We start from the raw sequence: 23,916 nt of genomic DNA, 5'->3' as shown, positions 1-23,916 counted from the left end.
ACATGGCTTAACGCCTCGGGGCGGGATCGGTTCCCGACCGCCTTTAGCCCGGCTGCTGGCCCGCCAGGTACTGCTCGAGCCAATGGATGTGATAGTCGCCATCGATGATCGCAGGCTCCCGCACCAGGGCGCGGAACAATGGAAGCGTGGTCTCGATGCCGTCGACCACCATCTCGTCAAGCGCGCGGCGCAGCCGCATCAGGCATTCGCCGCGGGTTTTGCCATGTACGATCAGCTTGCCTACCAGCGAATCGTAATAGGGCGGGATGACATAGCCCTGATACACCGCCGAATCGATGCGCACCCCGAGCCCGCCGGGCGGATGGTACTGCAGGATCTTGCCGGGTGACGGGCGGAAGGTCACGGGGTTCTCGGCATTGACCCGGCACTCGATGGAGTGGCCGGTGATGGTCACCTCGTCCTGCCTGAGCGGCAGGTCGCCGCCGGCGGCAACCCGGATCTGCTCCAGCACCAGATCGAGCCCGGTGATCATCTCGGTCACGGGATGTTCGACCTGGATGCGGGTGTTCATTTCGATGAAATAGAACTCGCCATCCTCGTAGAGAAACTCCACGGTGCCGACACCGAGATATTTCATCTGCTGCATGGCCTTCGCGACCGTGTTGCCGATCTTGGCGCGGGCTGCGGCATCGATGACCGGTGAGGGGCCTTCTTCCCAGACCTTCTGATGCCGCCGCTGCAGTGAGCAGTCGCGCTCGCCGAGATGGATCGCGCCGCCGCGGCCGTCGCCCAAAACCTGGATCTCGATGTGGCGCGGCTTCTGCAGATATTTTTCCAGATAGACGGAGGCATCGCCGAAGGCGGACTTCGCCTCGTTGGCAGCGGTGGTCAGCGCGAGCGCGAGATCGGCTTCGGTGTGCGCCACCTTCATTCCGCGTCCGCCGCCGCCGGCCGCGGCCTTCACCAGCACCGGAAAGCCGATTCCCTTCGCAATCGCCACTGCGTCCTGGTCGGGACTGACGGCGCCGTCGGAGCCCGGCACCACGGGAATGCCGAGCTTCTTTGCGGTCTTCTTGGCCTCGATCTTGTCGCCCATCAGGCGGATGTGCTCGGCCTTCGGACCGATAAAATGCAGATTGTGCTCGGCAAGGATTTCCGCGAACCGCGCGTTTTCCGACAGGAAACCGTAGCCGGGATGCACGGCGTCAGCGCCGGTGATCTCGCATGCCGCAAGCAGCGCCGGCACGTTGAGATAGGAGTCCTTGGAGGGCGGCGGGCCGATGCAGACGCTCTCATCCGCAAGCCGCACATGCATGGCATCCGCGTCGGCGGTCGAATGCACCGCGACCGTGGAAATGCCGAGTTCCTTGCAGGCCCGCAGAATTCGCAGTGCGATCTCGCCGCGATTGGCTATGAGGATCTTGTCGAACATCCTCTACTCGATAATTACCAGCGGCTCGCCGAATTCGACCGGCTGGCCGTCCTCGATCAGGATCTGCGTCACGGTGCCCGCGCGAGGCGACGGAATCTGGTTCATCGTCTTCATCGCCTCGATGATCAGGAGCGTCTGGCCCGCGGTGACCCGCGAGCCCACCTCGATGAACGGCTTGGCGCCGGGCTCGGGCGCCCAATAGGCGGTGCCAACCATGGGCGAGGGCACCACGCCCGGATGCTTTGCGAGGTCGGTCGCGGCCGCTGCTGCAGCCGGGGCTGCGCCCGCAGCCACGGGCGCGGCATGGGCAGCCACCGCGACGGGCACCGAGGTCGCGACGCTGATGTTACGCGCGACGCGCAGCCTCAGACCGGCACGCTCGATCTCGATCTCGCTGAGATCGGTTTCGTCGAGCAGGAGGGCGAGTTCGCGGATCAGTGCGCTGTCCTCGCTGGAAAACTTTGCGGCTACTTTGTCGTCCGGCTGGCGCGCCATGATCTCTGATCCAAACTCTCTGTTCCGTTGGGCGAGGGTGGCCTTAGGCCTTGCTCTGGGCGTTGGCCTTGATGCGGGCAGCAAGGCCGGTGATCGCGAGCCGATAGCCGTCGATGCCGAAGCCGCACAGGCTCGCAAACGCGGCGCGGGCGGTAAAGGAGTGGTGACGGAAACTCTCGCGGGCGTAGACGTTGGAGATGTGCACTTCGACGGTCGGAATCTGCACACCGACAATCGCGTCATGTAGCGCGATCGAGGTGTGCGAATAGGCGCCAGCGTTGATGACAATGCCGGCCACCCCCTTGGCGTGCGCCTCGTGGATGAAATCCACCAACTCGCCTTCGCGGTTGGACTGCCGGCAATCCGCCTTGAGGCCGAACTGCGCGGCGGTGTCCACGCACAATTTTTCGACGTCGGCAAGCGTGGCATGGCCATAGGTCGCAGGCTCCCGTGTCCCCAACAAATTGAGGTTCGGGCCGTTCAGCACATAAATTATCCGCTCAACCGTCTTGGCCATCCTGTTTCCGGCAATGATCGTGCAGGTGGCGGCCCTTATAGGTAACAAAGTTGGTGAGGGGAAGCCTAAAGGGTGCGAAGAATGGCCCTCAAAGCCTTCATCCGGCTTGAAAAAACCTCAATAGAACCAACGAAAAAAGCCGCATTAACCAACGCCTGTGGACAACCTGTGGCGGGCGCCTGCGGAAGAGGGCCGGCGGTACGGCCCCGGGGACAAAAAACAAAGGCGGGCCGTTCCGCCCGCCTTTGCTAGCTCGAACGCAAAACGCGTTACACGTTGAGGACGGCGACGATCTCGTACGTGTTGGGATCGATGATGACGATCTCGTCGCGGACCATGATGAAGTTGTAACCACGCCACTCCGGATAGATCGTGACCACATCGGCCGGGAGCGTGCGGAAGGCGACGCCCTCGCGCGGCACGCGGGTGCCGACCGCGATCGAGAAGTTCACATTATTTACCGGCGCGACATGCTCGTTGCGGATGATGGTGGTGATCTTGGTGCGTTGCTCGGTCGAGAGCTTCGCAGCCGCGCCTGCCTGGCCGACGGTGGTGTTGGACTCGTTGCGCGACTGTGCATTCTTGTCGGCATCGCGACCCTCGCGGTTCTGGGCGTTCTGGTTGGTTTCGCGCCCTTCCTTTTGCGCGCTCTTCTCGTTCTCGCGGCCCTGGGTCTGCGCGTTCTTCTCGGTGTCGCGGCCCGGCTGCTTGCTCTCGGCGGCCTTGTTGGCGTTGCGGTCCTCGCGGCCTTCCGCCTTCATATTGTTGGGCGCGCTCTTGGTCCCGTTCTCAGAGCTCATGCTCTTCGACTTCTGACCCTGCATATTTTCTTCAGCGCGCTGGCCCTGGCCAGCCGCAGGCGACTTCTCGGACTTCATGCCCGACGCGCCCGCGCCGGCTTTGCTGTTTTCATGTTCCGTCGCTGCACCGCCAGCGCCGCCGCCAGCAGACGACGGAGCGCTCTGCATTTGCGCGCCGCCGCCGGATTCGCGGCCACCCTGTGCGTTGGCGAGACCCGTCCCAGCAATCAGCGCAAGCGCGGCGACCGAGACCAGAAAGCGATTAGTCATTCCTCTCTCCTCACAAATTTGGCATTGCCCGCGCCGTCAACAGCAGGCGCGTTGAGAGGTTCCTGCTCCAGCTGCCTCGTTTTTTTCTGGGCGCGCAGGAACAAAATGAGAGACCAAAATGAAAAAGGGCCGGCTGCAATTCAGCCGCCCCTTTCGTGGCCTTGACGGTCTCGCGTCGTACTTCAGCAGGTGGCCTTGCCGCACCGCGCAATGCCGATCTTCTCCTTCAAGCCGTCGAGCCCGACGGCGCCGACCACGATCTGCTTGCCGATCACGTAGCTCGGCGTGCCGTTGAGGCCCATCTCCTCGGCAAGCTTCATGTTCTCCTCGATCGTCGCCCTGACCTCGGGGCTTGCCATGTCCTTCTCGATGCGCGCGGTGTCGTAGCCCGCATCCTTGGCGACGGCCATGGCGCGCGCCTTGTCCGCGGGGCCGCGGCCGCCAAGCAGCTTGGTGTGGAAGTCGAGATACTTCTTTGGGTCTTGCATGCGTGCGGCGATCGCGACCTTCGCCGCCTCCACCGAGCCTTCGCTCAAGACCGGAAATTCCTTCAGCACGACCTTGAGCTTCGGATCACTCTTCATGAGGTCGAGCATGTCGGCCATCGCACGCTTGCAGTAGCCGCAATTGTAGTCGAAGAACTCGACAAAGGTGACGTCGCCGTCCTTGTTGCCAAGCGTCACGCCGCGCGGCGAGTTGAAGATCGTATCCGCATTCTGCGTGATCATCGCCTCATGCTTGGCCTGGTCCGCGGCCGCCTGGCGCTTGGACAATTCGTTCATCGCCTCCTCAAGCACCTCGGGGTGGGTGACGAGATAGTTCCTGATGATGCCTTCAATGTCGCTGCGCTGGGCGTCGTTGAAACTCTGGGCCGAGGCCGGCGCGCCGCAGAATGCGAGAGCGAGCAGGGCAGGGACGAACGAACGGTAGAAACGCATTTGCAGATCCTTTTTGCGTGAAAGCCGGTGTCCTGAAACGTCCAGCAACCGTACTTTGTCTTTCAGTATCTCAGCGGGATTAGGACGAGTATTGTCAGTTGCTTTTCTGGCCCGGCAGCGGCTTGGCCGAGACAATGTCGTCGGCCTTGACCCACCCGGGCGTGCCGATCGCGAAACGTGTTTTCGCCCGCGAGGCGAGCTCGCGTGCGGTCTTGTTGTCGCCGCGCAGGTAAGCGGCCTGGGCGGAAGCGAGGTCGGCCTCCGCATAGTCTCCCTTTCGGCCATAGGCCATGGCGAGCTGGGTAAAGCCGAGCGGCGCCTCGCCCTCGCGTCCGACCGCCGCACGCAGGATGGAAATCGCCTCGTCAGTATAGGCCTTGTTCTCGGTGGCGACCAACGCTTGCCCCAGTAACATCTCGATGAGCGGTGCGTTGCCCGAGAGCTGCACAGCCTTGCGCAGCGGTGCGATCGCCTCCGCCGGATGACCGCCTTCCAGCAGTGCCTGGCCAAGCAGCTCGTGGAAGTAGGGGTTGTTGGGCTGCGCCTGGATCAAGCCCTCGATCTGGGTCGCGGCGCTGCGTGGATCGCCGTGCAGATAGGACGCGATCGCCCGCGCATAGCGCGCCGGCAGGCTGGTGTTCGACGGCGGATAGCGGCGATAGACGGTGTCCGACCGCTCCATGAAAGCCGAGATCTTGGCACGCACCATGTCGTGCCGGAATTGCAGCTCGGGTGGATCCTTCTTGTCCCAATAGGGGCTCGCGCGGGCAACCCCCTCCAGCGCCGCGACACGCTCGGCGGGCATCGGGTGGGACTGCAAATAGGGATCGGCGCCGCGCGCGGCGAACAGGCTGTCGCTGGTGAAGCGCTTGAAGGTCTCGTACATGCCCTTCGCGGACTGACCGGTCGCGGTCAGAAACTTGACGCCGGCGCGGTCGGCCTGGTCCTCCTGCTGGCGCTGGTAGGAGAGCAAGGACCGCTGGATCATTGACTGAGGACCCACGACGGCCGCCGCGCCCGCATTGGCGAGGCCGTTATTGGCGCCGCCGCGCGCACCAGCCACCATGGCGCCGGCGCCGAGCAGCATCGCGATGATCATGCCGGTCTGAGCCCGCGCCAGTTCCTCGCGCATCTTGGACAGATGCCCGCCGGCCAAGTGGCCGGTTTCGTGCGCGAGCACGCCGATCAGCTGGTTCGGCGTCTCCGACTGCATGATTGCCCCGTAATTGACGAAGATGCGGCGGCCGTCGGCGACGAAGGCGTTGAAGGAGCTGTCGTTGATGATCACGACATTGATGTTCTGCTTTTCAAGCCCCGCAACCCGCAGGATCGGCCGCGTGTACTCGCGCAACAGCTGCTCGGTCTCGGTGTCGCGCAGGGTCGACGGGCCCTTGCTCTGCTCCTGCGCAAAAGCAGGCGCAACCGGGGCGAGCGAAAGCGCCGCAGCGACGATTGCGGCCACAAGACCAGTCGTCTTCTTCCGGAGTGTTAGGCGGAGCAGCATTGCGCGGTCTTTGATGATGCGGATTAGGGTTGGATTCTAGTGTTCAGTTTTGGCGATTGGCGACGGGCCCGATACCGGCTATGCCCTAACAAACCGCCGAATGCGGCTAGTCTGGGGCACCCCTCACTGGTAATGGGATGCCTGTTCCGGTTTGAACCGAAATAGCAGATATCGATGCGCGACGCGACAGTGCGAGATCACCTGGAACTCCTGAAGGCAGCCTCCGCGCGCAGCGACGTCCCGCCGTTCATGGTGATGGACGTGATGGCCGCGGCCGAGCGCATCGAGGCCGCTGGCGGCCATGTGATTCACATGGAGGTCGGCCAACCCGCCGCGCCCGCGCCGAAAACTGCGATTGCCGCGGCCCGCCGGGCGCTCGATGCGGCGCGAATCGATTACACATCGGCGCTCGGCGTCCTTTCCTTGCGCGAGCGCATCGCCCGTCATTACCGAGAAGCCTATGCTTGCGACGTTGACGTGGGGCGTATCGTGGTTACCACGGGCTCCTCCGGCGCGTTCATCCTGGGGTTTCTGGCGATGTTCGCGCCCGGTGACCGCGTCGCGGTCACGGTGCCCGGTTATCCGCCTTACCGCCATATCCTGACCGCGCTCGGCTGCGAGCCGGTGTTGATCGAAACTTCGGGCGACACGAGGCATGCTCTGACCGGCGAGGCGCTGCTCGCCGCCCACCGCAAGGCGCCGCTGAAGGGCGTCCTGGTGGGCAGCCCGGCCAATCCGACCGGTACCATGATGTCGCGGGACACGCTGACCGGGTTGATCGCGGCGGCCGAGGGCGCGGGGATCCGCTTCATTTCCGACGAGATCTATCATGGTCTCGACTATGCCTTTCCCGCGGTGACCGCGGCCGAGCTCTCGCCGTATGCGCTCGTCATCAACTCGTTCTCGAAGTATTTCTGCATGACCGGCTGGCGGGTCGGCTGGATGGTGGTGCCGGAGGCGCTGGTGCGCCCGATCGAGCGGCTGCAGCAGAATCTCGCCATTTCGGTGCCGACCCTGTCGCAGCTCGCGGCCGAAGCCGCCTTCGACGGGCGACAGGAGATGGAGGCGGTCAAGCGCGGTTATGTGGAGAACCGCCGCATCCTGATCGAGGGGCTGCCGCGAGCGGGGCTCACCAAATTCCTGCCCGCCGACGGCGCCTTCTATCTCTATGCCGACGTCTCCGACTTCACTGCCGACAGCTACGCCTTTGCCAAGACCATGCTGGAGGAGGCCCATGTCGCGGCGACCCCCGGCATCGACTTCGATCCCATCCATGGCCGCAACTTCATCCGCTTTTCCTACGCCCGCTCGGCCGACGACATGCGGGAAGCGGTGGCGCGGATCGCGTGCTGGTTGGGCTGAGTCGTTTTACGGCCTTCGCCGGCGCGTACGCCCACAAGGCTGTAGATTCCGGATTCGCGCCCCGGAATGACGAGAGCAAATCGAGCAAGAAACCGCCCGGCTTTGCCGGGCGGCTTTGGTTCGATTGCTTACATTATTATCGCGATTATTCGCGGTTGCCGAAGCGACGCGACCACCAGCCGGCGCGACGCGGGCCGGCTTCTGCGGCCGGCTCGGCCGGTTGCGCCACCGACGGCTCCGCCTCGACCGGGGTGGGCTGCGGCTCGGCCTCGCTCACCGCGACCGGCGCGGGTGCCGCTTCCGGCTGAGCGGCAGACAGGAAGCTGACCTTCTCGCGCACCGTGGAGCGCCGCGGCGCCTTTTCCGAGTGTTCGGCTTCGGCCTGAGGTGCGCTCGCCACCTCGGGCTCGCTGAAAGTCGTGATCGGCTGCGCCGCCGCCGGGGTAACCGGCTCGGGCAAAGCCTCGGGTGCGCTCGGCGGGGCGCCATCGCCGTCGAAATCCGCGACCGCCTCGGTTACTTCGGGCGTCGGCAGCGGCACGAACTCGTCGCTGATCGAGCCGGCCAATCCTTCGTCCAAGGCACTGTCCGCGCCTCCGCCACCACGTCGGCGGCGTCCACCGCGACGGCCACGACGGCGCGGCCGCCGTTCGCCCGGAGGCTGATCAGCTCGCGCCACGCCCGCAATGTCCTCGGATTCCTCGTCGTCGCCCTCGGCCTCTTCGAACGCGCCTGCTCCCTGGCCCTCGGACATCGGTCGCTGCTCGGCCGCAAGACCCTCCTGCTCCTCGCGCGGGGAGTCTTGAGCCTGAGCCGCCTCGCGGGCCTCGCCGCGGCCACGCCGGCGCCGGCGCCGCTTGCGGCGCTGACCGTCGCCCTCGGCTGAGGCTTCCTCGGTAAGCCCTTCGGTCTCCTCGGTCTCGACCTCGGATTCGCTCTCGATATCGAAGGCCTCGTCGTCGTCGTAAGCCTCGTCCGCCGCGGGCGGTGGAGAGGCAGCCGCCTGCGCCGCAAGCAGCGCCTTGGCGGCCTCCAACGTGTGCACCTGCTCGCCGCGGTCGATGATGTAGGATTGCTGGCCGCTGACGGAGGGATCGGCGATGACCGCGAGCGTGACCTTGAAGCTGTTCTCGAGGTCGCGCAGGTGGCCGCGCTTGTGATTGAGCACATAGAGCGCCACGTCGGTGCGGGTGCGGACCACGAGATTGTGGGTCGCGCCCTTCATCAGGGTCTCTTCGAGCCCGCGCAACAGCTGCAGCGCGACCGAGGAGACCGAGCGTACATGACCGGTGCCGCCGCATTGCGGGCAGGGCTCGGTCGAGCTCTCCAGCACGCTGGCGCGGATGCGCTGGCGCGACATCTCGAGAAGGCCGAAATGCGAGATGCGGCCGACCTGGATGCGCGCGCGATCCTGCCGCAGGCAGTCGGAGAGCTTGCGCTCGACCGCGCGGTTGTTGCGCTTCTCGTCCATGTCGATGAAGTCGATGACGATGAGGCCGGCCAGGTCACGCAGGCGAAGTTGGCGCGCGACCTCCTCGGCCGCCTCCAGATTCGTCTTCAGCGCGGTGTCCTCGATGTGGTGCTCACGGGTGGCGCGGCCGGAATTCACGTCGATCGAGACCAGCGCCTCGGTCTGGTTGATTACGATGTAGCCGCCGGAGCGCAACTGCACGACGGGAGAGAACATCGCATCCAGCTGGCTCTCCACCCCCATGCGGGAGAACAGCGGCTGACCGTCGCGATACTGCTTCACCGCCCTCACATTGGTCGGCATCAGCATCTTCATGAAGTCATGCGCCTCGCGGTAGCCGGCCTCGCCGGCGACCAGGATCTCGTCGATCTCCTTGTTGTAGAGATCGCGCAGCGAGCGCTTGATCAGCGAGCCCTCTTCATAGACCAGGGTCGGCGCCTGCGATTTCAGCGTGGTGTCGCGCACCGTCTCCCACAGCCGGATCAGATATTCGAAGTCGCGCTTGATCTCCGGCGGGGTGCGCGAGGCGCCCGCGGTGCGCAGGATGATGCCCATGCCCTCGGGCACGTCGAGATCCTGCACCACTTCCTTCAGGCGTGAACGGTCCTGTGCGGAGGTAATCTTGCGGCTGATGCCGCCGCCCCGCGCGGTGTTGGGCATCAAGACGGCATAGCGGCCGGCGAGCGACAGATAGGTGGTCAGCGCCGCGCCCTTGTTGCCGCGCTCTTCCTTGACGACCTGCACCAGCATGACCTGCCGGCGCTTGATGACTTCCTGGATCTTATACTGACGGCGCGGACGGAACGAGCGCTCCGGCACCTCTTCCAGCACATCGTCACCGCCGACGGATTCGACGAGATCTTCTTCCTCGGTGTCCTCGCCGTCCTCGTCATCCTCATCGGTGTCGTCGCCCACGGGGGCTGCGTGCTGTTCACCCACCGGCGCGGCGTGATCCTCGCCGGCGGCAGGTTCGTCGGTGTGGACGTCGGAGGTCACGGACACGGCCTCGCCGTGCTCGAGGGTCTCGACCTCGTTCTTGGTGTGGTCGTGGACCTCGCGGACATCAGGCGATTCAAGCACGTCGGGGGCGACTGCGGCGAGCGAAGCCGGAACTTCGGGAAGTGGCGGCGGAACGCCGGTTCCGCCTACGGCGTCATGCGCTTCGTGCTCGATATGCTCATCGTCATGGCCTTCGTGGCCGTGGTGATCTTCGTCGTGACCGTGATCATCAATGCCTTCGTCGTCGTGGGCATGCGCGCCGAGTTCCGCCGCGATCGACAGTGGCGGCGTCGGATGCTCGCCGGCCTCGTCGTAGCCATGTTCGGGCAGGGTGTGTTCAGCGTCGTAATGTGCAGCATCCTGATGTTCGCTGTGCTCGACGACCGGTGCTTCGCCATTGGCCGGCGCCTCAGCGGCTTCGACCACCGCGCTGCGGACACGGTCGCCATGGCCGCGGCGGCGCATGTTGCGGTGGCGCGAGCGGCGGCGGCTGGAACGATTCTCGGTCTCTTCCTCGGCCTCGCGATGGGCGCGTTCCTCGGCCTCGATCAGCGCCTGCCGGTCGGCGACTGGGATCTGGTAGTAATCGGGGTGGATTTCGCTGAAGGCCAGGAAGCCGTGGCGATTGCCGCCATATTCGACAAAGGCCGCCTGCAGCGACGGTTCGACCCGCGTGACTTTCGCGAGGTAGATATTGCCGCGCAGCTGCTTGCGCTGGGCGGTCTCGAAATCAAACTCCTCGACGCGATTGCCGCGGACCACGACAACCCGGGTCTCTTCCGGGTGGGTGGCATCGATCAACATTTTGTTCGGCATCTTTAAACTCTTGAAGGCGGGGCGCGTGGGTCAAGGGAAGCGCATGCCGCGCCGCCGGGTGACGCGACGGTCCACCTGATTCGGGGGTGAGGGGAAGGCCGAAACGCAACCCGGGGCGCCCTGCCGAGCCTCGCGAAGGAAAGCGACGGACGGAGCCTTGGCTCCGCATCGGCGCGGGTCTTCCGCTAGCTTTGGTCGGCATTACAGTCTGGCGCATCAAGCGTCGGCCCGTCTGGAACAGTTGGCGGCAGAATTGGCCGCCTGGTCGGTTGCTGAAGGCCGTTCGATGGCGCTTTCAGGCGCTCACCTTCGGATGAGGCCCTTGTCGGGGGCCCCGGTATCTGGCTATGCCGCTGTCCCCAAAACAAACGCGCCTGGGACTGAAGGCCGCTCGGGCTTGAGAACCACGTCTCCGATCGGCCGCGCGGCACGCGCTGGCTTTACGGAGAGTGGAAAACGCTGGAATCTTAAAAATTTAAGGTTCCGGCGCCACACGGGCGGCTGAACGCGACACAACTGGCAGTAAATGGCCGTCAGCACGTGTTACATACGTGGATTGGCGCCCCCGCGCAAGGGAGCGTCGGGAGAGCGTCATATGCCTGCCACACTCCGTTTTATTCACGCAATCAACATTAGGGCGCCGTTAACCCTGTGGTTCTATTGCGCTAAAAGGCCTGTTCGGAGGCGAGGGATTCAGTGACTAGCGGCACAAAACAGGGCCTTTTGCTAGGCCGCGCGCTATTGTGCGCCGCAGCATTGTCGTGCGCCGGCACCGGGCCGGCGCGCGCCGACGAGCAGGCGCCGATGACCGCCCCAAGCCTTCCGATCGTGTCGGATGCGCGCCTGGCGGGCGATACCAAGCAGACCCGATTCGTCCTGGATCTCGACAAGCCGGTCGCCTTCCGTGCTTTTGCGCTGCCCAACCCCTACCGGGTGGTCCTGGACATGGGGCAGGTGAGTTTCCGCCTGCCAACGGGGGTTGGTGTCAACGGGCGCGGCTTGGTCCGGGCGTTCCGATACGGCATGGTGATGCCGGGTGGCTCCCGATTCGTGTTCGACCTCACCGGCCCGGTGCGCATTACCAGCGCCAAGATGATGGAGGCCGCCAACGGCCAGCCGGCGCGGTTAGTGCTTGAATTGGAAGAGGTTGATCAGGCGGCCTTCACCGAGGCCCTGAACCAGGACGCCGCCCTTGCACTGAAGCCCGCGGTCCCCGATGCGCCGCCCTTGATCACTCCGCCACAGACCGTGCCTGCCGCCAAACCGGCGCAGCCTGTCGATCCCAGGCCGGTTGTCGTAGTCGATCCCGGCCATGGCGGGGTCGACAACGGTACCCAGTCGGGTAGCGAGGCAGAAAAGAACGTCGTGCTGGCCTTCGGCATTGCCCTGCGCGACCGCCTGGAGAAGAGCGGCAAATACCGGGTGGTGATGACCCGATCCGACGACACTTTCATTCCCCTGAATGACCGGGTGAAAATCGCTCATGACGAGAAGGCCGCGCTGTTCGTCTCGATTCATGCCGACGCGCTGCCCAAAGGCGAGGGCGATGCACAGGGCGCGACCATTTACACCCTGTCCGACAAGGCCTCCGACGCCGAAGCCCAGCGCCTGGCTGACGCGGAAAACCGGGCAGACGCCATCGGCGGGGTCAATCTGACCGACGAGCCGACTGACGTGGCCGACATCCTGATCGACCTGGCGCAGCGGGAAACCCGCACCTTTTCAAATCGCTTTGCGCGAACGTTGATGGGAGAGATGAAGACCTCCACGCGGATGCACAAGAACCCGCTGAAGTCGGCAGGCTTTCGGGTGCTGAAAGCTCCGGACGTGCCTTCCGTGCTGGTCGAACTCGGCTATGTGTCCAACAAGGGCGACATGGAGCATCTGGTTTCAGATGGCTGGCGCAGCAAGACGGCGGCGTCGATGGCTCAGGCAATCGACGCCTTTCTGGCCAAGCGGCTGGCCACCGCAGGTCCGTCGAACTAAGGAGAGATTGCCTTAAGCCCTAGTTTGGCCACAGCGGCGGACGTATAGGTGCGGGGCGCCGGGAATCGTTTTGAAAGGTTCCGGCCTCGCCGACAAATGTAGCCGGCCCGAAGGAACGCCGGAACGTCCTTTTTTGAAAAGCGCCAAAGACAATCACGGCGCATGGGTTGGAGCGGATTGATTTAGCATGCGCTTGCTGGTGCGGTTCCTGGGTTTCCTGTTCGCCGCCGGAACGGTCGTGTTCCTCGTGGGCGTGGCTGGCGTCGCCGGGCTGATCTGGCATTTCTCCCAGGATTTGCCGGACTATTCGCAGTTGCAGGATTATGAGCCGCCGGTGATGACGCGCGTGCACGCGGCCGATGGCTCGCTGCTCGCCGAATACGCCAAGGAACGCAGGCTCTATCTACCGATCCAGGCGGTGCCAAAGCTCGTGATCAACGCTTTCCTCGCGGCCGAGGACAAGAACTTCTATGAGCATGGCGGCATCGATTACACCGGCATGGCGCGCGCCGCGATCCTCTATGCCCAGAACTACGGCTCCAACAGGCGTCCGCAGGGCGCCTCCACGATCACCCAGCAGGTCGCGAAGAATTTCTTCTTCACCAACGAGGTGTCCTTCAGCCGCAAGATCAAGGAAGCGCTGCTCGCGATGCGGCTTGAGCGCACCTATTCCAAGGACAAGATCCTCGAGCTCTATCTGAACGAAATCTATCTCGGCCTTGGCGCCTACGGCATTGCCGCGGCCTCGCTGGTCTATTTCGACAAGTCGGTGAACGAGCTCACCGTCGCGGAAGCGGCTTATCTCGCGGCGTTGCCGAAGATGCCCGGGGCGCTGCATCCGGTGCGCAACCACGATCGTGCGGTCGAGCGGCGCAATTATGTGATCGACCGCCTGCAGGAGAACGGTTGGATCAGTGTGGCGGACGCCGACAAGGCCCGCAAATCGCCGCTGACTGTCACCAGCCATCCCACCTCCGCGCACATCTTCGCCGGTGAATATTTCGCCGAGGAAGTGCGTCGCGACATCTTCGAGCGGTATGGCGAGAAGAAGCTCTATGAGGGCGGCCTGTCGGTGCGCACCACGCTGGATCCGAAGATCCAGCTGGAGGCGCGCAAGACCATGGTCGCCGGCCTTGTCAATTATGATGAGCAGCAGGGTTATCGCGGTGCGATCTCCAAGCTCGACATCTCCGGCGACTGGGGCGTGAAGCTCGCCGACATCAAGGCGCTGTCCGACATCTCGCCATGGCGGATGGCGGTCGTGCTCGAGACCAGCGAACAGTCCGCGCGCATCGGCTTCCAGCCAGGCCGCGAGCTCGGCGGCGCAATCTCCAAGCAGCGCGAGACCGGCATCGTCACGCTCGACGGCGTGCGATGGGCCAGGCCCACCTATGGCGCGTTCAAGGGCAAGACGCCCACGGCGGTGTCGCAGGTGCTGCAGCCGGGCGACGTGGTCTACGCCGATCCGCTCTTCAAGGATGGCAATCCGGTCGAGGGCCAATACAGGCTGCGGCAGGTGCCGGAAGTCTCGGGCGCCATGGTGGTGATGGATCCCTGGACCGGGCGCGTGCTCGCCATGGTCGGCGGCTTCTCCTTCGACCAGAGCCAGTTCAATCGCGCCACGCAGGCCTATCGGCAGCCCGGCTCGTCGTTCAAGCCGATCGTCTATTCAGCAGCGCTCGATAATGGCTATACGCCCTCGACCCAGGTGATCGACGCGCCGATCGAGATCGATCAGGGGCAGGGCGGCGGAGTCTGGCGGCCGGAAAACTTCTCCAACGGAAAATATCAGGGGCCGACCACGCTTCGCAATGCGCTTCGGCTGTCGCTGAACACGGTGACGGTGCGGCTCGCGCAGGACATCGGCATGCCCTTGATCAGCGAATATGCGCGCCGCTTCGGCGTCTATGACGAGCTGCCGAACTATCTCTCCTACGCGCTCGGCGCTGGCGAGACCACGGCGCTGCGCATGGTCACGGCCTACTCCATGATCGCCAACGGCGGCCGGCGCGTGAAGCCGACCCTGATCGATCGCATCCAGGATCGCTACGGCCACACCATCTACAAGCACGACGCCCGCGAATGCCGCGGCTGCGACGTGCCGGATGGCTGGAAGAACCAGCCCGAGCCGCAGCTCGTCGACCGTCGCGAACAGGTACTGGATTCCATGACCGCCTATCAGATCACCTCGATGCTCGAGGGTGTGGTGCAGGCCGGTACCGCTACTGCGGTGAAAGAGGTCGGCAAGCCGATCGCCGGCAAGACCGGCACCACCAACGAGGCCAAGGACGCCTGGTTCGTGGGCTTCTCGCCCGATATCGCGGTCGGCATCTATATGGGCTATGACAAGCCGCGTCCGCTGGGCAGGGGCAACGCGGCCACCGGCGGTCACCTGGCCGCGCCGATCGCGCGCGATTTCTTGAAGCTTGCGCTCGCCGACAAGGCAGCGATTCCGTTCAAGGTTCCGGCCGGCATCAAGCTGATCCGCGTCGACGCCAAGTCCGGCATGCGCGCCGGTCCCGGCGACTCCGGTCGAACGATTCTGGAAGCCTTCAAGCCGGGCACGGCGCCGCCTGACAATTACAGCGTGATCGGTGTAGCCGATGCCGACGGCAACCGCACCATGGTTCCGCAAGGGGTGACACCGGACGCCGGCAACATCATGCGGCCGGGCACCGGCGGGCTTTACTAGAAAATTCGGTCGCCTGGCAGTTGATCGCGGCGCTTTGCGCGATTGCGCTTTGCGCGCCGCGCCGTTACATCGACAGCAGCATTATTCGGGCTGGCCCAAGCTGTCCGTTAGAGAGAAGACCATGCGCGCCGAAGTCGAACGGTTGGTAGAAGAGATCAAGCAGTCAGTCGGGCTGCTGAGGAGGCATCTTTGACGTCGAACAATCGACGGCACGACTGGCTGAGCTGAACAAGCTCGCCGAGGATCCCAATCTCTGGAACGATCCGCAAAAAGCCCAGAAGCTGATGCAGGAGCGAACCTCGCTGGAGGATGCGCTGTCCGGCATCGGCAAGGTCGAACGAGAGCTTCAGGACAATACCGACATGATCGAGCTCGGCGAGGCCGAGAACGATGCCGGCGTCGTCAAGGAAGCCGAGGACGCGCTGAAGGCCCTGAAAAAGGACGTGGCGCGGCGCGAGCTCGAAGCGTTGCTCGGTGGCGAGGCCGACCGTTTCGATTCCTATCTCGAAGTCCATGCCGGCGCTGGGGGCACCGAGAGCCAGGACTGGGCGCAGATGCTCTTGCGCATGTATACGCGCTGGGCGGAAAAGCACGGCTTCAAGGTCGAATTCCTTGAGGAGTCGCAAGGTGAAGAGGCCGGCATCAAGTCGGCCACGCTGCAGATCAGCGGCCACAACGCCTATGGCTGGCTGAAGACGGAGGCCGGAGTGCACCGCCTGGTGCGCATCTCTCCGTTCGATTCCAACGCGCGGCGCCACACCTCGTTCTCGTCGGTGCAGATTTTCCCCGTGATCGACGACTCCATCAAGATCGAGATCAAGGAATCCGACGTCCGCACCGATACCATGCGGTCCGGCGGCGCCGGTGGACAGCACGTCAACAAGACCGAGTCTGCGGTTCGGCTGACGCACATCCCGACAGGCATCGCGGTGGTGTGCCAGGCTGGCCGCTCCCAGCACAAGAACCGCGCCCAGGCCTGGGACATGCTGCGGGCCCGGCTCTACGAGATCGAGCTGAAAAAGCGTGAGGAGAAGGCGGCGGCCGACCAGGCCGCCAAGACCGACATCGGCTGGGGTCATCAGATCCGCTCTTACGTGCTGCAGCCCTATCAGATGGTGAAAGACCTGCGCACGGGCGTGCAGACCTCCGACACCTCAGGCGTGCTTGATGGTGACCTCGACGAGTTCATGGCGGCAGCGCTCGCGCAACGCGCCTTCGGCGAAGCGCCTGGCGAGGTCGAGGACGTGGACTAAGCCATGCCGCATGTCGCATTCATCGGTCTCGGGAGGATGGGGCACGGCATGGCCGGCCGCTATCTGGATGCCGGCTTTTCGGTCGCGGTGTGGAATCGGAGCCGTGCCAAGGCCGAGGATCTGATCATGCGCGGCGCGCGATGGGCGAGCTCGCCAGCGGATGCCGCGATCGACGCCGATGCCGTGGTGACCATGGTCGCCGATGACGAGGCCTCGCGCGCGGTCTGGCTCGGAACGGACGGCGCGGCGATGACGATGAAAGCCGGCACGCTCGCGATCGAATGCTCCACGGTGTCCTATCAGCACGCCCGCGAGATGGGGCGCGAGCTCAACGGCCGCGGTCTGATCTACGTCGATTGCCCGGTCACCGGCCTGCCGGATGCTGCTGCCGGCGGCAAGCTGACGCTTCTGGTCGGTGCCGACGCCGCCGATCTCGAAAAAGCACGGCCGTTCCTTGAACCGATCGGATCGACCATTCGCCATTTCGGCGCCGTCGGCTCCGGCACCGTCTACAAGCTGATCAACAACCTGATGGGCGCGATCCAGATCGCCGGCATCGCCGAGGGCCTTGCGATTGCGGAGCAGGCGGGCCTCGATATGAAGCTTGTGCTGGAAGCCGTCGAGACCGGGGTTGCCGCGAGCCCGCAGGTGATCCGCCATTCCAAGCGCATGGTCGCGCGCAATTTCGCCGGCGCGACGTTTACGTCGGCGCTGCGTCACAAGGATGCGGCCTACGCGGTTGCGCTGGCGGAAAGCCTGCTCGCGGAGAAGCCGTTGATGGGCCGCGCCGCCGTGGATGTCTATGCACGCGCCAAGGCTGTCGCACCTGACGATGACGAAGCCAAGATGATCGAGATCGTCTCGCGGCCAAAGGGCTAGATGATCGTAATCACCGAGGAAAAATAAAGCAGACGGGCAGGCTTCGGTGATGAAAAGCGCGATCGTTCTCGGCGCCGGCATGGTCGGCGTGGCCACGGCAGTGCATTTGCAGAAGCGCGGCTGGTCGGTCGCGCTGGTTGACCGCAAGGAGCCCGGTCGCGAGACCAGCTATGGCAATGCCGGGATCATTCAGAGCGAGGCGCTGCGGCCCTATCCGATGCCGCATAGCTGGCGCGAGCTTTTGAAGATCGCGACAGGTCGCACCAATGACGTGCGCTATCATGTGGCCTCGCTGCCCGATCAAGTCGGGCCGCTGTTCCGCTATTGGTGGAACTCGTTTCCAACGGCGCATGCGCGTGCGTCTGCCGCCTATGCCGAAATTATCGCTCAGGCCGTAGGCGAGCATGAACGTCTGATCCTGGAGTCCGGGGCCGGCAATCTCGTCCGCCGCAACGGCTTTCGCGTCCTGCATCGAGAGCAGGCGATGTTCGATGCTGAGGCTGCGGCGGCCGAAGCCTTGCGCGAGGCCTATGGGGTCAAGTTCAGCGTTCTGACGTCGCGCGAGCTGCAACAGGCCGAACCGGCGCTCACCGAAGGCGGCGTAGGCGGGCTGCACTGGCAGGACCCGTGGACGGTGTCGAGCCCGGGCGCCTTGGTCTCAGCCTATGCCGATCTCTTCACGCGCTCGGGCGGCAGCATTCTGCGCGGCGAGGCGCAAACGCTGCGGCAATGTCATAACGGCTGGTCAGTCGTCACCGAAACTGGCGAGATCGAATCCGAGGCCGTCGTGGTCGCGATGGGGCCGTGGTCGCCGGAGCTGTTGAAGCGGTTCGGCTATCGCATTTCGATGGTGCGCAAGCGCGGCTATCACCGTCACTATGCGGGTGGCGGCCCGCTCGATCTGCCGTTACGCGATGCCGCGAACGGCTATGTCATGGCGCCGATGCAGAACGGCGTGCGCATCACGACCGGCGCCGAACTGACCTCGCCCGACGGCAAGTCCGATCCCGTCCAGTTGACCTATGCCGAGCAGGCTGCGCGCAAGCTCATCGACCTTGGCCGCCAGGTCGAGCCCGAACCGTGGTTCGGCACAAGGCCGTGCATGCCCGACATGCTGCCGGTCATCGGCCGGACCGCGCGCCACGAAGGTCTGTGGCTCAACTTCGGACATGGCCATCAGGGCTTTACGCTCGGCCCGACCACGGGACGACTGGTCGCCGAATTGATGAGCGGCGAGCCGCCGATCGTCGATCCCTCTCCCTATCGCCCGGATCGGCTCTGATCAGGTGCCGCGCGCCCAGCCTTCCATTCGGCGAGCCAGCCCGTGAACCGGCCGCTGTCGCGCGCACCGCCGTGCCAGGCGGCATGGACCGCGCCGTCGCCTGCGACCAGGAGCACGGCATCCAGCCCCTTGGAGCGGCGCAGCGTGTCGATCGCCTGCTGCGGCGTCTGCGCGATGGGACCTGCGACATTGAATGAGGTGTTCACCGACATCTCCACGCCGATGCGGCGACCGAGCGACTTCAGATAGGCGTAGGTGAGGGGATCATCCGCCTCGCGCACGATCTGGAGGCGGCCGGTGCCGTCGGCGTGAATCACCGCCGGAATCTTGTCGCGCGCCCCTGGCTTCGAATGCGCGGTTAGCACCATGTAATTGTAGGCGTTATAATCGGAGTCGGACGCGCCGTCTTCCAGCTCAAAATATTGCCGTGCGCCTTCGAGCGTTGCCATTGGCGCGAGGGGGCGGATTGCCTCGCGATATTTGACGCGCTCGTTGAGCTTCTCGCGCGCGTCCGGATCGCAGGGATTGGCGAGAATGGAGCGATGGCCAAGCGCGCGTGGGCCGGTTTCCGCCGCGCCCTGGTAGAGCGCGATCACGCCATCGTTTGCCACCATGAACGCCATCAGGTCGGCAATCTCCGCGCAGCCCTGCTGCGTCGAGACCTCGCCGACCTGTTGTGAGGCGACATCGTCGGCGGCAAGCGCGGTCTCGATCTCGGCGCGCGCCGGCGGCTCGCCGCAATAGAATGCATGCGTCAGCGGCGCACCGCGCGGCGCGCCGGCGAGATGGGCGAACAGCCAGGCCGCACCGATGGTGACGCCGGCATCGCCCGGCACCGGCGGCACCCACAGGTGCAGCCGCGCCTTGCGACCCTGGTTGTTGGCAAACCAGGCCTCATCAAAATGCTCGAGCAGCCGCATATTGCCGAGCGCGTTGAGCGCGACGCCGCCGGTCAGCACCAGCCGCTGCGCACCGGTCTGCCGCAACAGATGATCCACCACATGGATCATGGCGTCCTCGAACACGAGTTGGGTTGCGGCCGCCTTGTCGAGACGATCCTGCGTGTCCGGCCGATGCTTGATGTCCTCGACCCGGAGCACGGCGTCAGGATTCCAGAGCTGCTCCGGCTTGAGCGGCTCGCCCAGGATATCAATCAGCGCGCGCTTGTACGGATTCTGGAACGGGTCGCAATGCCAGTTTGCCAGCGCGCGGTTGAGTTTCACCTCGCCATTCGGCTCGAACTGCAGCACCTCGCGCAGCCGTGCATAATAGGGATTGCTGGCGCGGTTCATGTCGCCCCAGGCGGCAGCGCCCATGTAGCGGCCCTCGCTGGAGAGCCAGGTCCAGCCGCCTTGGGTGGAGGAGATCACGCTGTAGAAGGCCCCTAACGAGTCGAACATGTTCTCGTTGCAATAAAGCCGCCGCATCGCGCCGCCTTGCGCGACATAGAGCGAGACCGAGCCGAGATCGCCGGTGCCGTCGAGCACGGCAATCGCTACCGGCTCGCCGTCATCCGCAAAAGGGGAGGCGGCGTAGGAGAACCAGGCGTGATTGTCGTGATGCGGCAATGCGATCAGCGGCACGGGCGCGGCGAGGCCAAATTGACGCGCGACAATCTTCGACGTGCGGGTCATCTGGTCGAGCCTGCGACCGTCGAAGCCGGTCGCTTCGAGCGTGCGCATCAGTTTCAAGCTTTGCGGCAGCTCCTCAAGCACGGTGCGGAAGATGGTGCCGGCGAGCGTCGGATAGTCCCATGACGTCACCCAGGCGAAAATGTCGGTGACGTCGAGCCCTCTGGCGCGTAGCGACGCCGCCATCGCCCGAAGCGACCCTTGCGGAAATTCGCTCGTATGCTTGTTGCCGGAAAAGCGCTCCTCTTCATTGTTCAGGATGAGCCGCGGCCCGGTCGCCTGCGTCACCTCGACCAGCGCCACACCGGAGTTGTGGGTGCCCGGCAGGCCGAGACCGGCGATATAAAGCGTCTCGCCGTGGGCGAGCTTTTGGCGCGCGAGCGACAATTGTGCCTTCGCATGGCTGGAGTCGAGCTGATGAATACCCGCAGCCCCCATGGTGAGCTTGGCAAGCCAGCGCGCAAAATGGAATCCCGCTCGACCAAGCCTCGGATGTCGCGGGCCAACTCGCCTCTCAAGTGCCAAACCCAAAATCCCCTGTTTCGGTCCTGCATCAAACACAAATGTCCGCGCCCAACAATGCCGTTTCGAAAACTCCGACATAAGCCGCACTTGCCAGCCGGGACGGACCTTGCAAGACTGGTCGGCAAAACAAAGCAAAGGGGAGATTGCGATGCCCGGGTGTGTCAGGAACCTTGTTGCCTGGGCTGCGGCCGGGGCGTTGTGCGTTGCGGCCGGCGCGGTCCACGCCGAGAAGAAATACGATCCCGGCGCCAGCGACACCGAGATCAAGATCGGCAATATCATGCCCTATAGCGGCCCGGCGTCTTCGTATGGCGTCATTGGCAAGACGGAAGCCGCTTATTTCAACATGGTCAATGCCGAGGGCGGCATCAACGGGCGCAAGATCAATTTCATCTCCTATGACGACGCCTACAGCCCGCCCAAGGCGATCGAGCAGGCGCGCAAGCTGGTCGAGAGCGACGAGGTGCTCCTGATCTTCCAGTCACTCGGGACCCCGTCAAATTCCGCGATCCAAAAATACATGAACGCCAAGAAGGTGCCGCAGCTCTTTGTCGCGTCCGGTGGGACCAAATTCGGCGATCCCAAGAACTTTCCCTGGACCATGGGATTTCAGCCGAACTACCAGAGCGAGGGGCGCATCTATGCGAAGTACATCCTGGGACATTATCCGGACAGCAAGATCGCCGTGTTCTGGCAGAATGACGATGCGGGCCGCGACCAGTTCAAGGGGCTGAAGGACGGATTAGGCGACAAGGTCAACATGATCATCGCCGACAAGTCCTATGAGGTGAGCGATCCTTCGATTGACTCCCAGATCGTGACGCTGCACGATTCCGGAGCGGATATCTTTTTCTCCTGGGCCGCGCCAAAAGGCTCCGCGCAGGCCATCCGCAAGGTCGGCGAACTCGGCTGGAAGCCGAAATTCTTCCTCGCCAACACCGCAACCACCATTGCCTCGGTGCTCAAGCCCGCCGGCCTGGACAATTCGAAGGGGATTATCTCGACCGTCTATGTCAAGGATCCGACGGATGCTCGCTGGAAGGATGACCCGGGGGTGCAGAAGTGGCGTGCCTTCATGGACAAGTATTATCCCGACGGCGACAAGGCCAACGCTAACAACGCCTATGCATATGTGGAATCGCAGGCAATGGTGCAGGTCCTGAAGCAATGCGGCGACGTTCTCACACGAGAGAATGTCATGAAACAGGCCGCGAACCTCAAGAACTTCACCAGCGACATGCTGCTGCCGGGCATCACCGTCAACACCTCGCCCGACGATTATTTTCCGATCGAGCAGATGCAGTTGATGCGGTTCAATGGCGAGAGCTGGGAGCTGTTCGGCGACGTCATCACCGGCGAAGTCGGCCACGACGCGAGCCATTGAGGGCTACGCGTCGGCGGCCGCGATCGTCATGTCCCGTGCGCGGCCGGGCCTGCCATGACTGGCTCGACTTCGCTCGAGAACGCTCTACCGCCGTCAAAAAAGAATACGCCCGCATTGCGGGCGTTGGTGGATCGTCCAAGACTGATGGGATGGTTGGCTTGGGCTAACCGGCCGCCAGGCGAACGCCGGCGCGCAAGAACTTCTGCGGATCCACCGCTTCGCCATCAATGCGCGTTTCGTAGTGCAGATGCGGACCGGTCGAACGTCCAGTCGAGCCGACGGCGCCGATCACCTGTCCGATCTTCACATACTCGCCGACCTTGACGTTGATCTCCGACAAGTGGCCGTAGCGCGTGGACAGCCCGTTGCCATGGTCGATCTCCACCATGCGGCCATAGCCACCGGCCCAGCTGGAGTTCACCACCTTGCCGTTGGCGGTGGCACGGACGGGATCGCCAGTCTGGGCGCGGAAATCGAGCCCGGTGTGCATGGCGGGCCGGCCGACAAACGGATCGACGCGCACGCCGAAACCAGAGGTGAACTCGACCTCGCCGACGACAGGCTTGCGATAGGGCACGAGCGCCAGCGTCCGGGTCAGCCGGTCCATCTGGGCACGCGTGATGTTGATGCGGTAGAGCTGGCGCTCGAAAGAGCCTGCATTCGGCGGCAGTTTGACCGGAATGAACGGGCCGCCCATCGGCGCGCGCGGCGTGGCCGCTTCGAGATGCGCCATGTCGAGCCCGAGATCGCCAATGATGCCGCGCATGCGCCGCACCCGCGATTCCATGCCGTCCTCATAGGAGTTCAGTGCCGCCATCTGGCGGGTCTCGACCTGGTCCAGCGACTGCTCCAGCCGAACCAGCACATTGTCGAGGCCACCGTTCTTCGCGAACTGGCTCGGCGCAGCACCGCTGACGACAGGCGTGCGCGATTCCAGCCGCGCCTCGCGGTCCGGCGGCGCAACGAAGATCACGGTGTCGCTGATCGGCGAGGGCTTCGGCGTAGCTGTCGGCGCATCCGCAGGCGAGGCACCGCGCGTCGGCGCTGACGGCCTGATCGATCCCGTGACATCGGGCATCGCGCCGAGCGCGGTGGCACGCGCTTCCAGCGCGGTCTGCCGGCGCATGATCTGATCGAGTTTCTTGTCGAACTGTTCCTGGTCGAGCAATTGCCGGCTGGTGGTGCGGTCGACCTTGGCGCGTAGCTCGGAGATACGGTCCTCATAGGCGTTCTGCATCTCGGTCTGCCGCGCGATGAGTCGCGTCAGCACGTCGTCGCGGAACGCGAAGTAAGTTGCGGTTGCGGCCGACCAGAGGCCGAGCAGCGTGACCGTGCCGACCACGGTCCAGAACGCCACGGGACCGAATCGGACGCGCTTTCCAGCATGGACGAGGGTGTAGCCGTTCTCGCTGTCCGCTGCCGCTACCGGCGACGCAGCACCGTGCTGGGGCTGCGGCTGACGCTTGAGCGTCCTGCCATGATTGTGCGGATGGTGTTGACGGTATTGGGAATATTGACCAGACCGGTGCAAAATCGGCACTCCCGCGCCGGTCGGAAGAACATCCGTACGGCAGAAAAACGTGGAAGCGATTTGACCTGGCCATGGTTAATTTTCCGGAAACGGTATTTCTCGGAGTAAAGCGGGATGCGATCAGGCGGGTATCGCCGTCGCTTTGAGATTTTTTTTGGAAGCATGATCATCTCGGAAAGCCGCTGCAC

General features: G+C 64.2%; 17 protein-coding genes. 7 read left to right on the top strand and 10 right to left on the bottom strand.

Features of this window, described 5'->3' with window-relative positions:
- Positions 1-43 precede the first annotated feature (43 nt).
- The 6 genes from accC to A3AI_RS0108935 form a co-directional block, all read right to left on the bottom strand.
- The gene (accC, locus tag A3AI_RS0108960; protein WP_024515267.1) at positions 44-1,393 is read right to left on the bottom strand and encodes an acetyl-CoA carboxylase biotin carboxylase subunit; all 1,350 of its coding nucleotides are present in this window, start codon (positions 1,391-1,393) and stop codon (positions 44-46) included.
- 3 nt (positions 1,394-1,396) lie between these two features.
- On the bottom strand, positions 1,397-1,888 hold the full coding sequence (gene accB, locus A3AI_RS0108955) for an acetyl-CoA carboxylase biotin carboxyl carrier protein (RefSeq protein ID WP_024515266.1): 492 nt from the start codon (positions 1,886-1,888) through the stop codon (positions 1,397-1,399).
- 43 nt (positions 1,889-1,931) lie between these two features.
- Positions 1,932-2,405, bottom strand: a complete 474-nt coding sequence (aroQ, locus tag A3AI_RS0108950; RefSeq protein WP_024515265.1) for a type II 3-dehydroquinate dehydratase — start codon at positions 2,403-2,405, stop codon at positions 1,932-1,934.
- A gap of 269 nt (positions 2,406-2,674) precedes the next feature.
- Positions 2,675-3,475 carry a DUF1236 domain-containing protein gene (locus A3AI_RS0108945; protein ID WP_024515264.1) on the bottom strand — a complete coding sequence of 267 codons (801 nt, stop codon included), beginning with the start codon at positions 3,473-3,475 and terminating at the stop codon, positions 2,675-2,677.
- Positions 3,476-3,657: 182 nt separating this feature from the next.
- Positions 3,658-4,413, bottom strand: coding sequence for a DsbA family protein (locus A3AI_RS0108940; RefSeq protein ID WP_024515263.1), 756 nt, complete (start codon positions 4,411-4,413; stop codon positions 3,658-3,660).
- Between the two features lie 94 nt (positions 4,414-4,507).
- Positions 4,508-5,917 (bottom strand): M48 family metalloprotease, encoded by a 1,410-nt coding sequence (locus tag A3AI_RS0108935; RefSeq protein WP_024515262.1) that lies wholly within the window; start codon positions 5,915-5,917, stop codon positions 4,508-4,510.
- Between the two features lie 174 nt (positions 5,918-6,091).
- On the opposite strand from A3AI_RS0108935, the gene A3AI_RS0108930 reads away from it, so the two are divergent.
- Positions 6,092-7,279: a pyridoxal phosphate-dependent aminotransferase gene (locus tag A3AI_RS0108930; protein WP_024515261.1), complete on the top strand. Its 1,188-nt coding sequence runs from the start codon at positions 6,092-6,094 to the stop codon at positions 7,277-7,279.
- 145 nt (positions 7,280-7,424) lie between these two features.
- On the opposite strand, the gene A3AI_RS0108925 is transcribed toward A3AI_RS0108930, so the two are convergent.
- The gene (locus A3AI_RS0108925; protein WP_024515260.1) at positions 7,425-10,565 is read right to left on the bottom strand and encodes an Rne/Rng family ribonuclease; all 3,141 of its coding nucleotides are present in this window, start codon (positions 10,563-10,565) and stop codon (positions 7,425-7,427) included.
- A 696-nt stretch (positions 10,566-11,261) separates the two neighbouring features.
- Between A3AI_RS0108925 and A3AI_RS0108920 the strand changes: the two genes are divergently transcribed.
- The 5 genes from A3AI_RS0108920 to A3AI_RS0108900 all read left to right on the top strand — a co-directional run bounded on the left by A3AI_RS0108920 (position 11,262) and on the right by A3AI_RS0108900 (position 18,657).
- Positions 11,262-12,551 carry an N-acetylmuramoyl-L-alanine amidase gene (locus tag A3AI_RS0108920; RefSeq protein ID WP_024515259.1) on the top strand — a complete coding sequence of 430 codons (1,290 nt, stop codon included), beginning with the start codon at positions 11,262-11,264 and terminating at the stop codon, positions 12,549-12,551.
- Positions 12,552-12,738: 187 nt separating this feature from the next.
- Positions 12,739-15,243 carry a penicillin-binding protein 1A gene (locus A3AI_RS0108915; protein WP_024515258.1) on the top strand — a complete coding sequence of 835 codons (2,505 nt, stop codon included), beginning with the start codon at positions 12,739-12,741 and terminating at the stop codon, positions 15,241-15,243.
- Positions 15,244-15,364: 121 nt separating this feature from the next.
- Positions 15,365-16,496, top strand: a protein-coding gene (gene prfB / locus A3AI_RS0108910) for a peptide chain release factor 2 (RefSeq protein ID WP_156927695.1) whose coding sequence is annotated in 2 segments (ribosomal slippage) — positions 15,365-15,433 and positions 15,435-16,496 — 1,131 coding nt in all. Because the reading frame shifts where the segments join, the coding sequence is not laid out codon by codon here.
- 3 nt (positions 16,497-16,499) lie between these two features.
- Positions 16,500-17,375 (top strand): NAD(P)-dependent oxidoreductase, encoded by an 876-nt coding sequence (locus tag A3AI_RS0108905; protein WP_024515256.1) that lies wholly within the window; start codon positions 16,500-16,502, stop codon positions 17,373-17,375.
- 49 nt (positions 17,376-17,424) lie between these two features.
- The gene (locus A3AI_RS0108900) at positions 17,425-18,657 is read left to right on the top strand and encodes an NAD(P)/FAD-dependent oxidoreductase (RefSeq protein ID WP_024515255.1); all 1,233 of its coding nucleotides are present in this window, start codon (positions 17,425-17,427) and stop codon (positions 18,655-18,657) included.
- Here the strand turns inward: A3AI_RS0108900 and A3AI_RS0108895 are convergent.
- Positions 18,636-20,726 carry a carbamoyltransferase C-terminal domain-containing protein gene (locus A3AI_RS0108895; RefSeq protein ID WP_024515254.1) on the bottom strand — a complete coding sequence of 697 codons (2,091 nt, stop codon included), beginning with the start codon at positions 20,724-20,726 and terminating at the stop codon, positions 18,636-18,638. The genes A3AI_RS0108900 and A3AI_RS0108895 overlap by 22 nt on opposite strands.
- 235 nt (positions 20,727-20,961) lie before the next feature.
- On the opposite strand from A3AI_RS0108895, the gene A3AI_RS0108890 reads away from it, so the two are divergent.
- Positions 20,962-22,197: an ABC transporter substrate-binding protein gene (locus A3AI_RS0108890; protein ID WP_024515253.1), complete on the top strand. Its 1,236-nt coding sequence runs from the start codon at positions 20,962-20,964 to the stop codon at positions 22,195-22,197.
- Positions 22,198-22,360: 163 nt separating this feature from the next.
- On the opposite strand, the gene A3AI_RS0108885 is transcribed toward A3AI_RS0108890, so the two are convergent.
- Complete coding sequence (locus tag A3AI_RS0108885; protein WP_024515252.1) at positions 22,361-23,731, bottom strand: M23 family metallopeptidase; 1,371 nt, start codon at positions 23,729-23,731, stop codon at positions 22,361-22,363.
- Complete coding sequence (locus A3AI_RS48705; RefSeq protein WP_198030100.1) at positions 23,620-23,916, bottom strand: hypothetical protein; 297 nt, start codon at positions 23,914-23,916, stop codon at positions 23,620-23,622. The genes A3AI_RS0108885 and A3AI_RS48705 overlap by 112 nt, the downstream gene beginning before the upstream one ends.

Origin of the sequence: Bradyrhizobium sp. Tv2a-2, from assembly GCF_000472425.1 — a bacterium.
GTDB lineage: Bacteria > Pseudomonadota > Alphaproteobacteria > Rhizobiales > Xanthobacteraceae > Bradyrhizobium.
This window is presented reverse-complemented; position numbering and strand designations above follow the sequence as displayed.

Excerpts from the sequence above, each read along its gene's own strand:
- accC (WP_024515267.1), bottom strand. The coding sequence starts at position 1,393 with ATGTTCGACAAGATCCTCATAGCCAATCGCGGCGAGATCGCACTGCGA.
- accB (WP_024515266.1), bottom strand. The coding sequence starts at position 1,888 with ATGGCGCGCCAGCCGGACGACAAAGTAGCCGCAAAGTTTTCCAGCGAG.
- aroQ (WP_024515265.1), bottom strand. The coding sequence starts at position 2,405 with ATGGCCAAGACGGTTGAGCGGATAATTTATGTGCTGAACGGCCCGAAC.
- A3AI_RS0108945 (WP_024515264.1), bottom strand. The coding sequence starts at position 3,475 with ATGACTAATCGCTTTCTGGTCTCGGTCGCCGCGCTTGCGCTGATTGCT.
- A3AI_RS0108940 (WP_024515263.1), bottom strand. The coding sequence starts at position 4,413 with ATGCGTTTCTACCGTTCGTTCGTCCCTGCCCTGCTCGCTCTCGCATTC.
- A3AI_RS0108935 (WP_024515262.1), bottom strand. The coding sequence starts at position 5,917 with ATGCTGCTCCGCCTAACACTCCGGAAGAAGACGACTGGTCTTGTGGCC.
- A3AI_RS0108930 (WP_024515261.1), top strand. The coding sequence starts at position 6,092 with ATGCGCGACGCGACAGTGCGAGATCACCTGGAACTCCTGAAGGCAGCC.
- A3AI_RS0108925 (WP_024515260.1), bottom strand. The coding sequence starts at position 10,565 with ATGCCGAACAAAATGTTGATCGATGCCACCCACCCGGAAGAGACCCGG.
- A3AI_RS0108915 (WP_024515258.1), top strand. The coding sequence starts at position 12,739 with ATGCGCTTGCTGGTGCGGTTCCTGGGTTTCCTGTTCGCCGCCGGAACG.
- A3AI_RS0108905 (WP_024515256.1), top strand. The coding sequence starts at position 16,500 with ATGCCGCATGTCGCATTCATCGGTCTCGGGAGGATGGGGCACGGCATG.
- A3AI_RS0108900 (WP_024515255.1), top strand. The coding sequence starts at position 17,425 with ATGAAAAGCGCGATCGTTCTCGGCGCCGGCATGGTCGGCGTGGCCACG.
- A3AI_RS0108895 (WP_024515254.1), bottom strand. The coding sequence starts at position 20,726 with ATGGGGGCTGCGGGTATTCATCAGCTCGACTCCAGCCATGCGAAGGCA.
- A3AI_RS0108890 (WP_024515253.1), top strand. The coding sequence starts at position 20,962 with ATGCCCGGGTGTGTCAGGAACCTTGTTGCCTGGGCTGCGGCCGGGGCG.